Raw genomic sequence first — 13411 nt, 5'->3', positions numbered from 1 at the left:
TCGCCTCACGCTCGCCAGCGTGCTGCAGACAGGAGCCCGAGCACTTAGCTGCATGAGATGTGGAAGTTGCCGCCCCCAATCGGAATGACGAATCACTTCGATTTTAGGGCCCGATTGCGCACGGGAGGGGACGGCAAAACTTAGATAGGGTCGGAACCGAAGACTGTCTACATGAGTTGACTACGCCCGCGCTAAAAATCGCTGCAATTGCAGATATTTGCCCCCGAAATGCCTGCACCTTCTCGCAGATGCGCTAAAGAAAAATATCGCTGTTTTGCAGTTAGATAACCAAAGTGAGACAACGGCATCTCGCAAACGCAATAATTTACGATTGACATGGCGTGGACCCACGGAGACTGCTCCTCTGCCGGCATTAACCGGTTGTTAACCAGTAGGGGAATGTATGCGCACTCGTGTTTTCGCGTTGCTCGCTGCCACTGCGGCAGCGGTTGTAGCACCCACGGCCGCTTCGGCCGCCACCATCGTCGGCACTCTCGCCGGCGCAGTGTTCAATGTCGGCAGCTCGACGCCGGTCATCGGCGCTGGCACCACCTTCACCAACAGCGCCTCGATCACGACCAGCAACGGCACGGGTGATCTGAGCCCCGTCTCGTTTTTCACGCCGCTGAACCTCTCCAGCGTCACTGCCACCTGGGGTTCGGCCGTCACCCTCAGCGGTGCGTTCGGCACGTTCGTCGGCACCATTTCCAAGATCGACCTGTCGAGCGTTGGCACCAGCAGCGTTGTCTCGCTGTACACGCTGGGCACCTTCACCCCGACGGGCGCGCTCGCCGGCTTTGATCCGGGTGCGGCATCGCTTACCTTCAGCTTCACCCAGACCGGCGGCGCTGGCGCGGCCGTGTCGGGCAGCTACACCCTCGCCTCGCCGCCGAGCGGCGTTCCTGAGCCGGCAGCTTGGGGCATGCTGATCGCTGGTGCCGGCATGGCTGGCGCAGCTGTGCGTCGCCGTCGCAGCGTCAAGGTCACGTACGCGTAAGGCACAATCTGCGTGACTTGAGACAGGGCGGCTCCGCTTTCGGGGTCGCCCTTTTTCATTTGAGGCGTCACTTGAAGCTTTGTGGGATCATTCAGGCTGGAAGCAGCGCATGACCGACTATAGAACTGCTACCCTAACGGACCTCACTGCCCGGCTAGCACAGCTCGAAGCCTTGGCTCGTGATGTGGAGGATCCGAAGCTGGCAGATTGGGTTCGCAAGTTGTCAGGCTTGATGCATGAGACCCTTGCCCTCGCCACTGAGGTACTGAGCGCCGCTGATGATCACCGCAGCCCCCGTCGAGATCGGCTACATGCGCTGTCCCCGGAGGAATCGTCCTGGAACTGAAGCGGGGGGCCGTGTCTCGCCCTACTCTACCGCCTCTGCCTCGCTCTTCATCGTCATCTCTCGGACGGCAGCAAGAAGCTGTCGTGCATCCTCATTCACCAACGAGTAGAAAGTTCTTTGCCCTTCGCGGCGCGTCGAGACGAGCCCTGCAGCCTTGAGGATGCTCAGCTGTTGCGAAGCGGCCGTGTCTTGTATGTTGATCGCCTTGGCGACATCGCCGACTGACTTCTCGCCTTCATAAAGCTCCCAGAGAAGCATAATCCTCGTGCGGCCTGCTAAGACCTTCAGAAAATCTGAATCAAGCGCGGCGAGCTGGTGTCGGTGCTTCGTCATCGAGAGCAGAGTATGGGCGTTGAGCATAGCAAGCAAGCTATTGAACGTTCGAGCCTTTTCATGCGGAGCTCTGCAACTGCTCTTCTGAGAACGATAGCAGCCTCGTCGCAGCTTCGCTATTCACGCCATGCCGTCGACAGTCCGCAGTGCCCGAGGAGAGTACTTTGCTCCTACAACAGCGCTGTAGGTCACATCATGCACCGCGTTGCCGGTACCCTCCAGGCGCACAGTGAGCGGCGTGCGGTGCACCCGAACCACGGAAACAGGCTCGCTGCGCCCCCTGATGTACACTGAGACGGTAGATCCATCGCCAAGGGCTAGCTCGACGTTCCTGATGATCTCCTGACCGGCTACGCCGTCTTCTGCGCTCACTGTGAAGTCTCCTCCGGTCCACAATGGACTTGATAATGACAAGCGGTGACTAGCTCAACATGATGCAGTGCAGCAACTTACATCGCGGCAAAATGATAGTTAATCAAGTTAAACCATAGTTTTCCACGGTAGTTCCTTGCCCATCCCGTATCAGATGAAACTGATCAGTTTACGCGCACTTGGCTTCCATGTGTCGAATGCCCGCGCACTCGGCCAGCACGACCAATGCTGCGGAAAGCCGCCCCCAATCGTCGTCGCTACCGTGGCGAGCCAGCAGCCGGTCTAGCCATGGAGGCCCGCAATCCGGATTTATGTCCACCACGAGCTGATCGAAGAGCACGCGGCTGGAATGGCCGCTCCGCCCGGCGATTCGGAGCATGTCGTTGAGCCATGCCTCCTGCCGCCGCTCTCGCTCGACGTCGTTCTGCACAGCCACCCCGCTGCGATCCGCGAGCGCACATCGGACGGGTCCGTTGGCGTACCAGGCCCAATAGGCTCGGTGGATGGCTCGCGCCGTGTCGAGCATCGACTTCGCCTCGGTCCCGCTGCCCAGCAAACCGCGCTCGAAAGCTCGGCCTATCGCGTCGCTGCAGTTGTCTCCGTACAGCGCGCGCATGGCCTGCGCCCGGTCGTTGCCGCGATCGATGCGCGCCGTCGCCAGCCCTGCCCGGCTTAGCTGACCGGTCTTTGTCCGCTTGCCCAGCTTGCGCTTGCGCCCCTTCGCCATTCGTCTTTCCTTCTCGTTTCAGTGTCTTGCGGGCACGTCGACCATGCCCATTCGCCGGTAGCGTTCGATGGTGGCACGGCGGATCGCAGCGGCCTCGTCCTCCTCGTCACCGACCTTGCGGAACCGGGCAGTGATCCACTCGACAGGCGAGCTGACGCCGTGGTCGCGCGCCGCGACGATGGCAGCGAGCGTCTGCGCGTCTCCCTGCTCTTTCCGCCATTTGCCGATCACCGACCTGGCCTTGGTCGGCGGCGTGCCGGTTCCGGTCAGCAGTGCGACGCCGGTGTCGAACAGCTCTTTCACAGGATCTGGCGGCGCCTCAGCGCCCGTATCTTTAGATACGGAACTTATGGATATGGATATGGAGGCATCCGCCGGGCATGCTTCGGGCACTGCCGTGGCATCCTCTTTTTCCTTTTTATTCCAGCGCTTTACCGCTTTACCCCGCTGAGACTCGCTGCGTTTACGTGAAAAATCACGCTGTTCCAGAAGCCTCTTCTGCGTCCAAGTTTTGCTCCTTCCGTCGAGTTTCCAGAAGGACATGATGATGTCGCGAATGCCTGCCCACTGCTCATCGCTGACGCCGGCGAGGCGGGCCAGCATGACGTCGTTGTCGGGCAGCGAACACGACGGACGCCGCCACGCTTCCATCAGCAGCAACAGGTAGGCGCCGTGTTCGAGCGTCGAGAGGTGCCGGGTGTCCGCCAAATAGGCGTCCGTCCAGAGCGGTAGTGCGGGGAACTCAGCCATGTGTGGGACCCTCTCCAAGCCTGTAGAAGTCGTTGCCGCGCACTGCGGCGTATTCCCCGAAGAAGTAGCCGACGGCCTCGCCTGTGGGGCCGCTGCGGCGCTTCGGGACGATGAATTCGATCTTGCCCTTCACGGCATCCATGTCCGTGCGCCACTCGCCATATTTGGGGCTGTACTCGTCAGTGGGCTTCGATCTCCGGAGGTACTCCTCCTCCCGGTAGAGGAAGAGCAGCACGTCAGCGTCCTGCTCGATCTGGCCGCTGTCGCGAAGGTCGCTCGGGATCGGGCGCTTATCGGTCCGCTTCTCCACATCGCGGCTCAGCTGCGCGAGCGCGAACACGGCGAGGTGCTCCTGCTTTGCGAGCATCTTTAGTCCCTTGCTGATCTCGGTGGCGCTTTCGTACGGCGACATGCCCGCGCGGCTCGGCGACATCAGCTGCAGATAGTCGACGATCACCAAGTCTAGCTTGCGGCCCTGGGCAGCGAGGCGGCGCTTGTGACGGCGTACCCGCCGGTTGAGCATGGCGAGCGTCAGCCCGCCGCGATCGTTGATCTCGAATGGCAAGGCGTCCAGGCGCTTCTTAGCTGCCAGCACGCGGTCCAACTCGGGCCCGCGCACATTGCCGTCGCGGATCCGCTCGTACAGAACGCTGTTGGCGGGCGAGTGGCACATATCAGCGAGAATGCGGCGGGTGAGCTGGTCGGCCGACATCTCCAGGCTGAACATCAGCACGCCGTGTCCTAGGCCGGCGGCACCAAGCGCGTAGCTGGTGACGGTGGCGGTCTTGCCCATACCGGGGCGCCCTCCGCCAACAGCCAACTCGGTGGGACGCAGCGGGCCCATGACATCGTCCAGGGAGCCAATGACGCCGCAGCGGACTCCAACGATGGGCTTGCCGAAGCTCTCGATGACACTCTGAGCATGGTCGCCAGCGGACGCCTGCTCGATCTCGGCAGTTTCGTCAGCAAGCTCCGCCACGGCTTCGTCAGCCTGGACAACAAGCTCGTCGAGTTCACCGCCCGGCGTGCGCAGGGAATGGATCACGTCCTGCAGGCCATCAACAGCTCGCCGGCGGCGCGCCAGGTCAATGATCTGCTCTAAGTACGTCTTTGTCCGCGCAGGCGGCCCCGCGTTCAGATGCGCAGCGGCCAACACGCGCTGGAGCTTGGGCCAGCCCTCATCCTCCTGAACGGACGGGGCAATCGTGATCGCATCGACCGCTTTGCCCTTCGCCGCCTGCTCAGCCATGCGTCCGAACACGAGGCCATGAAGCGGGACGGAGAAGTCGACCGGCCGCAGCTTGTCCGCTGCCGGATCGATGAGCTTGTTGCTGGCGATCAGATCGCTCAGCAGGCTGATTTCAGCCTCCGGGTTGGCGAGCGGGTTGATGCTTTCTGCCTGGGCGAACTGCGCGTGAATGCCGCTCATTGCCGGATCCCCCGCAGCTGGTCGTTCCAGTCCTTGAAGTCTGGATGCGGATAGGTGTCTCGAACGGCGTAGCCGCGGCTCAGAAGCGCCTCGCCCGCACGCTCCACGGCAGCGCGACCGGCGGTGTCGTTCTGCCCGGCGATGACGATGCTATCCACCTCTGGCGGGAACTCGACAGACGGCATCAGGTCGGTGCCCAGCGCGGCCCACACGCGGCGGCCGGGCATCTCCTGCATAAGGGTGAGCGCGTCTTCCGGCCCCTCGGTGATGATGATCTCCGAGCCGCCGATGCCGTGGTCAAGCCGCAGCGCGCCTCCGAGCAGACGTCCGAGGCTGAACTTAGACTTGCGCGGCTTGCGCCAGCGCTTGTCGCTGCCGTCGTCTTGCAGGAAGATCCGTTGAATCGCTACAAGCTCGCCGGCCATGGTGATCGCGCCAACGATCGCAGGCATCCGCTCGCGCCATTCTCCCGTATCTCGATCACGGCTCAGCGGGACGCGCCCGAAGCGGATCGACGGTGGCATAGCGGCGGTGATCCCACGGGATCGCAGATAGCGCTCAGCAGGTGTGTTGACGGTTGGCGCCGTCGTTTTCCAAAGCGCGCGAGCTTCGGCGATCGCTGCAGCGCGAGCAGCCGCGTCCTCGGCCTTCCGTTTCGCGCGTTCCTCATCAGAGATGACCGGGAAGCGGTCGCCAGATAGAGCCTCGAAAGCGTCGCGAAATGACAATCCTTCCTTGTGCTGGAGGAATTGGAGCGCGTTGCCAGCGGCACCGCAGCCCCAGCAATGATACGTCCCCTTCCCGTCATTCACTTCGAAGCTGGGGGAGCGCTCTTGGTGGAAGGGACATAGCCCGACCAGCTCGCGCGCGCCCCGACGCTTTAGTTTCGTGTGCCGTCCGATGATGTCGGAAAGGTTGTGCCGTCCAAGGGCGTCGCTGATCAGCCGGTCGAAGTCGGCCGGGCTCAACCGGCCGGACAGCCGTCGAGTTGATTGTGTGGTGCGACGGGCAGTCACCCGCGGCCCCGCTCAGCCGCAATCATCTCCAGCCAGGCCGAAGTGAGCGCGTGGACGCGGCGGATCAGCGCCTCGTGGGGTAGCAACTCGCGCGGCTCTGTCCGGCCGTCCGCCTCAACCTCGATGATGGCCGGCAGCAGAGAGGCAAGCGTCAACGCCGCCTTCTCGTCGCTGGTGCAGTACGCGCCGACGTCAGCCCATTTGCCTCCGACCAGGGCGAGCAGCGGATCGGCGAAGCGAGCTCCCCATTCATGGCAGCCGGCGAGGAACGTGGGCAGATCGATCGCGGACGCGGTGTTGCCATAGGCAGCCGCGCGGTCATCCGACTTGCCGAGCGCGCGACCGATGTCGATCCAGGTCGCGCCATCCTCTTCCTTGATGGCGGTGAGGATCTTGTTCTGAGCGTCAATCGCGCCAGACGCGGTCAGAGTCCGTCGGCGCCCGTGGATGTACGGTGCATTCATCGAATAACTCCAGGAGCATGACGAAAGACAGAAAAGCGCGGAACATGGGCTTCCTCACGATCAGCGCGATTGGCGTGGTCATGGGGGCAATTGTGGACTCGATGCGAGCGGCGCAGCTGCCGAACGAAGCGGTCCATCACTTCCTCGACCAGCTTGAGGACGGCTTCTCGCAGGTGCTGTACGGAGAACCGCAGACGCTCATGCTCGGGCTCGTGTTCGTGCTGCGGCGGGATGTGGCGAGCAATGATTGAGATCCGCTCGAGCCCCATCCAAGTGGTGATTCTCGGACATGTAGTCTGCGATTCTACGTGCCGTTTTCAGCGTAAGCGACCTCGTGCCTCGCCTTAGCTGGCCGACGAGAGCGCCATCGGAAATCGCAGCAATACCGAAGCGCGTCGGACTGACGCCGCTCCGTTCAAGAAAGGCTTCAATTTGCTCGAGGATGTCGGCATCGGTAGGCAGCATCCAAACAAGCTATGATAAATTTCCAACGGTCGCAAGGCCGTCATGATAAATTTATCAAATGGGATTATGGCTGCGACTGTGGGATATTTCCAACATGAAGGTGCGAGGTGGAAAGCGCGAGGTAGCCGCACGGCGGGCGATTCAGATTTACGAAAAGCTTATGAAGCTACCGCGACCTGACGATCTCTCGAACAATGAGTGGGCTACGAGAGCGGGTGTTAACACATCTTTTTTCACCAATCTGCGCAATGGAAGCGAGCCTAGCATTGGCAACTTGCGCTTAGTGCTGGAAGTTGTGGGAATCACCCTGTCCGAGTTCTTTCTTGATGAGGCTGAGGGTAGAATTGTTGAGAGACCAGACGAGGATAGGATTGCGTCCGCGATACTTCTAGCTCTGCCCGGGCTACCGAGAAAAACGGACCGGCGTGTGGAGTATCTAGCGCAAGCCGTGCGAGATGCTCTTGCGCTTCCAGAAAATCTTCGCGCCAGTCATACCACAGAGACCCCTGCGAGCGCGGCCGATGCCGAACCAGGCGCTGAAATTCTGCGGTCCACCATTTAAGCTGCATCTCCCGCGCCATACACAAACGGCAGCAAGGGGAGGATTTTACCAATGGTGATCGATTTTCTTCATCCATTTTGGTCCTCCTCGCCCCACGAAGATGTATATTTCATCCCCCAGACTGCTCGAACAACACGGGTCACGTGCAGATAGATAGCGGCAGGCGGAGATAGTCTCAGCCCGGACAGATTCTCATCCGTGTCAGAGAATAACTTCCATCCGCCAGACTCAGGCCAAAGCAGCCATATATTCCTGATACTCTGATGGGATATGGCCGTCTCAGAAAGGTCCGCCGCAATCTGCAAGACAATCTCCGCGTCATCATCATCTAAGCGCTCGAATATAATGCGCTTAAATATATCGTATTCCTGTTCGCTTAGCTCGGTATCCTCTCGGTTTATGATCTCCTCTTCGCTCTTAGCATAAATTATGCTATCACTGTCTGAATCATAAAAGCGATAGCGGCGGCGAGTCGGTAACCCAGATCGGAATCGCTTGAGATATGACGTGATCGATGGAGCCGAATATAGTTGGTAAGGGTCCATTCCTCCGCAGGCATCATGTATAGCGTAAGCCTGATCAATCCGTTCACTCAACCAACGGATGGTACTGATTGAGCAATGGAACTCTCTAAGCTTAGACAGTATCGCAACTTTATTAACCTCGCGGCGCCTGAAGAACTTATGCTTGCCAGTCCCGGTGCTCCGGTCGGCCGGCCGAAGAATGCCCTCCTTAGTCCAGTGAGCGAGGACGTCGTTGGACAGCCCTGTGAGCTCACTGACCTGAGCACGCGTAAAGGAATCGAGGATCATAGGCTTTCCGGTAAAGGTGTATCGCACCTTTGTAAAGGCGGAAAGCACCTTTACCGACATTGGAAATTTATCATCCTGTGTTGACACCATGATAAATTTCCAATACCTCTGCATCAGTCGCTTTCGCGGCCTCGCAGACCAGATCGCGCGCTCGCCTTCGCAGCCTCCGCTCATCTCCTGCGGGACACCCTTGCAGGAGCAAGCACATGACGTTCCAGTACGGTCAGATCACCGCTTCCACGCCTCTCGCATTCGGCACCCCGGTTCTAGCGCTGCCACCGACGGGCGCCGTCGTGAGCGTCCGCAAAGCGCTCGGAGCCCTGCCCGCCGGCATCGCTGATGCCGTGCTTGAGAACCTCACAGGATGCACTTTCGAGGAAGCTCGGGAGATCGCCAGTCGCGATCTGTCGCCCGGTATGCTCGCCGCTTTTTTGGCATGGCTGGATGCCGCTATCGCGTACTGGTCGTACCAAGGAGAAGACGACGACGGCTACATCATGCTCGGCGATCACGAGCAGGACGCCGTCAATCGCATCCGGGAAACGAAGTGCGAGACGCCCTCAGACGAAGACGTCGTCACGTTCCTCGATCTCCTCGACTTATTGGACGCTGCACCTCTCGGGAAAGGCCTTCGATCTTGGGCTGAACTGGAAGGTAACAACTCCTCTCACGACCGTGTTACGCTGTCGATCCGGGACGCTTTGCTCTCCCGCTCGCCGCTGGTGCGCGCGCTCGCGTTCGGCGACAAGGGCGTCGCCTCCCCCGACGCTCAGCTTTTGGCGGCGTTCGCGGGTGTTCGTCAGGGCATGTCGTATTTGCTAGGTATGAGGCACGACCTCAACGATCGCGTTCCCGACTGGGAGCGGATGTGCGCCGCATTCGATGACGAGGTTCATGCTGCTCGAGCTCGAACGATTGAGGGCGTGGTCGCGAAGCTCCGCGTTGCATTCCAGCACATCGCATGTCAGTCTTGGTCGGATCTGGTGGTTGTGGATCCTACTGACCCCGAGTTCGTCAATGGGATCCGGAGCCATAGCGATGCGAACGAGCAATTGCTTTGGGATTGCATCGAGGATCTGGCCCGCATCGGCGGCATCGATCTCTCACAGCAGGGCGCTGAGCAGCGCTCGATGGTGCTCGCATGAGCTGCGGGACCTGCACGCACTTTCTCGGTCGCGGCGTCCCGGACGCCACGGCTGAGCCGAAAGCGGCCCCTGCGCGCATTGGCATCTGCCGGCGCTATCCGCCCAAGGTCTTCAATCCCACGTGGTCTGAAGTCGGCGGGGTGACGGTCTCCTCAGTTTTTCCCGAGGTGCACACCGATCAGCAGTGCGGCGAATTTGTCGCCGACCCGAAGATCGCTTTGACCGATCAGGCACAGCGCTATGCCGAGCACAAGCGAGGCGCCGGTCCTTCTGGAGCACCGCAATGAGCTGCGATCGAGTTTGTGCCACCTGCGCCTGGTGGACGCGCTCGGGGCCAAAGCTGGCAAATGCCGTCCGCGATCCATCTGCGGGCCCTGAACTTGGCGTCTGCCAGATCAATCCGCCCGTGGTGGTTCAAGGCGCCGGACGCTTTCCGGTGCCGATGTACCCCGAAACGCATGAGAGCCGCTTCTGCGGCCGTTGGACGTCGGCTGAAGCTGGTGACGACCCTGACGATGGCGAGCGCAACATTATTCTCATCCACCGCAAGGCAGCGTGATGTGGTTATCGTGTTGCCGCGTCGTCTAAAATTCGAGCTACCTGCTCCTCGCGCCGGCGATGCTCACCCCCGCCGGCGCGCAGTAGCCATACCCCCGTGCCTCGGCAAACTCCAAACTTGCGGAACGGGTCGCAACGGTACCGGGCGCCGAGGCCGTCCGGTACCACCACCTATGCAGCGCGCCCAAACAGTGGCGGGGCTATACGTCTTTGGCGGTGACCTGGATGGGTTCGGCGAAATTCGGCCCCTCGCGGTCGATGATGTTGCGGGCAGCGCGCTCGATTGCGGCTCGGTTAGCGGCGAAGATCGCAGAGGGCGGCGCATCACCGATGCTCGATTGATTCAGCCTCTCCAGCGCAGCGAGGTCAACTTCCACATCCACATTTCGGCTAGCATCCTGATTCTCATAGAACCATCGAGCTCTCGTCAACGGCATCTGAAAAGCGACAATCCCCACGGCAACCCCACTACTGTTACGCATGAGATGGCTATCGCGCGTTCTGCAAATCAGATGAACTTAGGGGAATCGCTTAAGTCGTCGTATGACTATTCCACCCTGTGCAATTCTAAAGCGAGTTTGCTTATCCCTGCTCCAAGAGGCGCGGCGCAGTTAGACGTCCTTCGCTGTCACTCGGACGGGCTGAACGAAGCTGGGCCCTTCTCGATCGATAATGCGCCGTGCGACTTGCTCGACCAACTGCCGGTTACCCGCCAGCGTAGGCTTCGTGACGTACGTGCCGGAGGCCGAGCTGCTCAATCGCAGCAGTGCGCGCACCTCCACCTCGACATCGACAAGCCGGTCGAGCGCCTCGTGGTCGTACGACCAAGCCGGCCGGTGGAGGGGCATTTGAAAGGTGACGGTGCCGGCGCTCAGCCGATGGACATCGGGCCCGTTCATTTCTCTTCCAGATTCCAGCGGGTGGCGACTTCATCGATCACTCGGAATGCGAGGTCCTCCAAGCCGTCAGGCACCGCGACGCGAACGTCCCAGTTGTGCGCGAAGGGCCAGTGCGGACCGGCCAAGAATGGCCGTCGGAAATCAAGGTCGAGATCCTCATCGTTCGCGCTCAGGCTGGCGGCAACCCGCTCCAGCTCATCGCGAATTTCATCTGCACTGTGCTGCGATCTGCTCAAAGCCCGACCCTCGGCTAACGCTGATCGCGCTTCAATCGGCTAACCCATGATCATGATCGATATCGTGTTTTTACTAGTCGGCCTCGGTTCGCCGCAAACGTTCTCCTGTACGGTCACCCGCGTTCATGATGGGGACGGGCCGCTTTGGTGCGCGGAGGGGCCGAAGGTCCGCATCGCCGGCGTCCAGGCGCCTGACTTAGAGTCCGCCGAGCCGTGCCGCCAACGCCGCGCCGGGTACGTCTGCAGCGACGCGCGAGCACGGGCGAGCCAGCGGATGGTGTCGGCGTTGGTGCTGCGCCGCAAGCTGAGCTGTCAAGCATTAGAGCCCAGCTACAACCGCATCGTCGCCCGCTGCCGCCTGCCGGACGGTCGCGACCTGTCGTGTGCGGTGATGGCAGCCGGCGCGGCTACCAGGTGGGACCGCTACTGGCAAAGGTACCGCCTGGGCACCTGCCCCTCAGCCCTCGCTCGGGGGCATTTCTCGGCGACGTCGCGCCACGAGCGCGTCGATTTCTTCGCCTTCAAGACGGAAGCCACTGGCGGTCGTGATCATCATCCGCGAGCGCTCCTCCTCGGGGAATTCAAGATACTTGTCCAACATCTCCGCGACGGTGCCTTTCGCGATGTCATCACCCATCGAGAAGGGCCAGCCGCCCAATCCGTCGAAAATGATGGTTCGCGAAAGCTCCGCTTTAAGCTTCCAGAAGAGGTCATTCATGCCCGATCGCTCCGCACCGCATAGCAATTGCGCACCCGGCTGGATCGAGGTCGCATCGCGCCTCCTCCTTGCTCAACAAGTTAGCGCAACATCTTCAGCCGGAGAAGCCCGCCGCTGGCGCCGCTACAACATGGCGCCCTGCGGCTCGCTAAATGGAAGGCGGTCGCTCTCGCTGACGACGCTCGGCAAGATATTCGATCTCGACCCCATCCAGGTGAAAGCCACCGTCGATCGTGATCGTCATCATGGACCTCTGAGCTTCGGGAAACTCGAGATAGCGGCTCACCATATCGTAGAGAGTGCCTTGGGCGACGTCCTCGCCCATCGGAAGAGGCCATCCGTCGCCGAGCACCGATCGCGACAAGCCCGCGTCCTGATCCCAGTCGAGGTCCTTCATGCCTGACCGCCGTGTCTCCAAAAGTACGCTCGCAGCTAGCTACCCTAGCACGACACCAGCGCCTGTCGCAGCGTTCGTACGCCTACGGGAGGTCGAGGCCCGCACAGGACTGTCGGGGAAGACGATCTACCGGAAGATGGCACGCGGCGAGTTCCCAAAGAGCGTAAGGCTCGGTGCCAATGCGGTTGGCTGGCGTGAGAGTGATCTGCGCGAGTGGATGGCCAATCCGATGTGCTGGACCGCGGCCGCATGACTTGCGCGCTTAGTGTCCTCGCTTCGACGACGGAATGCGACGAGATATCCAGCTCCGCTACGGCCATTTTCCACCAATCGTGAGGCTTAAGGCAGGTCTTCCGTTTGCAGCGAAGCAGCTCATCTCCGAGGCCATCAACGGCTTCGGCGATTGCAATTTGTTCTAGATCTGATACATACAAAGCAACCGGGAACCGCACGGGCCCCGGCTGCAGTACGTAATATGATGTTGGCGACTGCTTACGCTGAGAGGTTGGCAGGTGTTGCAGACCTGTTTCCCCCTATTGGCTCGAAAGCTGTACTATGGCGGCCGCATCAGTGGTCTCCTTCCTAGTTAGTGCAATATGAGACGGGGTCGCGATTGCCGTGGAAGCGTCCGGCCCCGTTTCAATTTCCTAGATCCAATCTGCTCTCTCGCGGCACCAGCCGCACAACTCCGTTATCCGCCCCATCGTCCTCTGATGTGTCGTCGGACGGCGCACGCAAAGCGTGGTAGAGATAGCCCTCCACGTCCACTATTTTACCGGCCTTAAGGTAGCGGCTCACGTTGTTGTAGAATGTGTTGACGTTCTTCTCGATCTGCGATCGAAAAAGCGGGGACGCCGCTGACAACGCGTCCTTCATCTCGCTTCTGGAATATCCGTGGTCAGCGGCCATCAAAATCTCGAGCATCTTAGCAGCCATTGTGCCGTTGCTCCTGGCATCCGGCTTCGCAAGGCGAGGTAGATCGGAATGGGAGGCGACCAGCTTTTCCGGTTCGAGCCCCAAATTCCGAACTACCTTCCCAAGATTCTCATCAATCTCACGCACACGGGCCATCAAACGCTCACGCTCATTAGTGAGTGCAGCAAGCTGGCTTTGGATCGCAGCTATTACAGGGTTCTGGTCCATGCGAATCACCATACACACTAACCCCTCGGAACGCAATGGCGT

At 60.6% G+C, this 13411-nt stretch carries 19 protein-coding genes; 6 read left to right on the top strand and 13 right to left on the bottom strand.

The annotated features are described in order from the left end of the window. The first annotated feature begins 403 nt into the window (after positions 1-403). Positions 404-997, top strand: a complete 594-nt coding sequence (locus BM009_RS19815; protein ID WP_093298826.1) for a PEPxxWA-CTERM sorting domain-containing protein — start codon at positions 404-406, stop codon at positions 995-997. Between the two features lie 367 nt (positions 998-1364). On the opposite strand, the gene BM009_RS19810 is transcribed toward BM009_RS19815, so the two are convergent. From BM009_RS19810 to BM009_RS19785, 6 genes are all read right to left on the bottom strand, one after another. Continuing rightward, positions 1365-1703: an ArsR/SmtB family transcription factor gene (locus tag BM009_RS19810; protein ID WP_254772372.1), complete on the bottom strand. Its 339-nt coding sequence runs from the start codon at positions 1701-1703 to the stop codon at positions 1365-1367. 514 nt (positions 1704-2217) lie between these two features. Further along, positions 2218-2775, bottom strand: coding sequence for a hypothetical protein (locus BM009_RS19805; RefSeq protein WP_093298825.1), 558 nt, complete (start codon positions 2773-2775; stop codon positions 2218-2220). A gap of 18 nt (positions 2776-2793) precedes the next feature. Beyond that, positions 2794-3525, bottom strand: a complete 732-nt coding sequence (locus BM009_RS19800; protein WP_093298823.1) for a DUF1376 domain-containing protein — start codon at positions 3523-3525, stop codon at positions 2794-2796. Beyond that, positions 3518-4954: a replicative DNA helicase gene (locus BM009_RS19795; RefSeq protein WP_093298822.1), complete on the bottom strand. Its 1437-nt coding sequence runs from the start codon at positions 4952-4954 to the stop codon at positions 3518-3520. Before BM009_RS19795 ends, BM009_RS19800 begins: the two co-directional genes overlap by 8 nt. Beyond that, positions 4951-5922, bottom strand: coding sequence for a CHC2 zinc finger domain-containing protein (locus BM009_RS19790; RefSeq protein WP_175488136.1), 972 nt, complete (start codon positions 5920-5922; stop codon positions 4951-4953). Before BM009_RS19790 ends, BM009_RS19795 begins: the two co-directional genes overlap by 4 nt. Positions 5923-5966: 44 nt before the next feature. After that, positions 5967-6434: a hypothetical protein gene (locus BM009_RS19785; protein ID WP_093298820.1), complete on the bottom strand. Its 468-nt coding sequence runs from the start codon at positions 6432-6434 to the stop codon at positions 5967-5969. Positions 6435-6478: 44 nt separating this feature from the next. Here BM009_RS19785 and BM009_RS19780 point away from each other — a divergent pair, with 44 nt between their 5' ends. Beyond that, on the top strand, positions 6479-6685 hold the full coding sequence (locus BM009_RS19780) for a hypothetical protein (protein WP_093298818.1): 207 nt from the start codon (positions 6479-6481) through the stop codon (positions 6683-6685). Positions 6686-7529: 844 nt separating this feature from the next. On the opposite strand, the gene BM009_RS19775 is transcribed toward BM009_RS19780, so the two are convergent. Further along, positions 7530-8363, bottom strand: coding sequence for a MerR family transcriptional regulator (locus BM009_RS19775; RefSeq protein ID WP_175488135.1), 834 nt, complete (start codon positions 8361-8363; stop codon positions 7530-7532). Between the two features lie 116 nt (positions 8364-8479). Between BM009_RS19775 and BM009_RS19770 the strand changes: the two genes are divergently transcribed. From BM009_RS19770 to BM009_RS22380, 3 genes are read left to right on the top strand one after another with little or no spacing between them, the layout of a single operon-like run. Beyond that, positions 8480-9418, top strand: a complete 939-nt coding sequence (locus BM009_RS19770; RefSeq protein ID WP_093298815.1) for a hypothetical protein — start codon at positions 8480-8482, stop codon at positions 9416-9418. Then, a complete protein-coding gene (locus tag BM009_RS22385; protein ID WP_139216685.1) occupies positions 9415-9705 on the top strand; it encodes a hypothetical protein in 291 nt (96 codons plus the stop codon). The genes BM009_RS19770 and BM009_RS22385 overlap by 4 nt, the downstream gene beginning before the upstream one ends. Next, on the top strand, positions 9702-9977 hold the full coding sequence (locus tag BM009_RS22380; protein WP_139216684.1) for a hypothetical protein: 276 nt from the start codon (positions 9702-9704) through the stop codon (positions 9975-9977). Before BM009_RS22385 ends, BM009_RS22380 begins: the two co-directional genes overlap by 4 nt. Before the next feature lie 199 nt (positions 9978-10176). Here the strand turns inward: BM009_RS22380 and BM009_RS22735 are convergent, their stop codons facing one another. The 5 genes from BM009_RS22735 to BM009_RS19745 all read right to left on the bottom strand — a co-directional run bounded on the left by BM009_RS22735 (position 10177) and on the right by BM009_RS19745 (position 12226). Then, the gene (locus BM009_RS22735; RefSeq protein WP_093298814.1) at positions 10177-10359 is read right to left on the bottom strand and encodes a hypothetical protein; all 183 of its coding nucleotides are present in this window, start codon (positions 10357-10359) and stop codon (positions 10177-10179) included. Between the two features lie 228 nt (positions 10360-10587). Beyond that, the gene (locus tag BM009_RS19760; RefSeq protein WP_093298812.1) at positions 10588-10875 is read right to left on the bottom strand and encodes a hypothetical protein; all 288 of its coding nucleotides are present in this window, start codon (positions 10873-10875) and stop codon (positions 10588-10590) included. Next, complete coding sequence (locus BM009_RS19755) at positions 10872-11111, bottom strand: hypothetical protein (RefSeq protein ID WP_093298811.1); 240 nt, start codon at positions 11109-11111, stop codon at positions 10872-10874. The genes BM009_RS19760 and BM009_RS19755 overlap by 4 nt, the downstream gene beginning before the upstream one ends. A gap of 457 nt (positions 11112-11568) precedes the next feature. Continuing rightward, positions 11569-11829 (bottom strand): hypothetical protein, encoded by a 261-nt coding sequence (locus BM009_RS22730; protein ID WP_175488134.1) that lies wholly within the window; start codon positions 11827-11829, stop codon positions 11569-11571. A gap of 148 nt (positions 11830-11977) precedes the next feature. After that, the gene (locus BM009_RS19745) at positions 11978-12226 is read right to left on the bottom strand and encodes a hypothetical protein (RefSeq protein WP_093298809.1); all 249 of its coding nucleotides are present in this window, start codon (positions 12224-12226) and stop codon (positions 11978-11980) included. Here BM009_RS19745 and BM009_RS19740 point away from each other — a divergent pair. Further along, the gene (locus tag BM009_RS19740; RefSeq protein WP_093298808.1) at positions 12225-12479 is read left to right on the top strand and encodes an AlpA family transcriptional regulator; all 255 of its coding nucleotides are present in this window, start codon (positions 12225-12227) and stop codon (positions 12477-12479) included. The two genes, BM009_RS19745 and BM009_RS19740, sit on opposite strands and share 2 nt — an antisense overlap. A gap of 386 nt (positions 12480-12865) precedes the next feature. Here BM009_RS19740 and BM009_RS19735 read toward each other — a convergent pair whose 3' ends face one another. Beyond that, a complete protein-coding gene (locus BM009_RS19735; RefSeq protein ID WP_093298806.1) occupies positions 12866-13381 on the bottom strand; it encodes a hypothetical protein in 516 nt (171 codons plus the stop codon). Positions 13382-13411: the final 30 nt, after the last annotated feature.

The sequence above is a fragment of the Sphingomonas sp. NFR04 genome (assembly GCF_900114095.1).
Classification (GTDB): Bacteria; Pseudomonadota; Alphaproteobacteria; order Sphingomonadales; family Sphingomonadaceae; genus Sphingomonas.
This window is presented reverse-complemented; position numbering and strand designations above follow the sequence as displayed.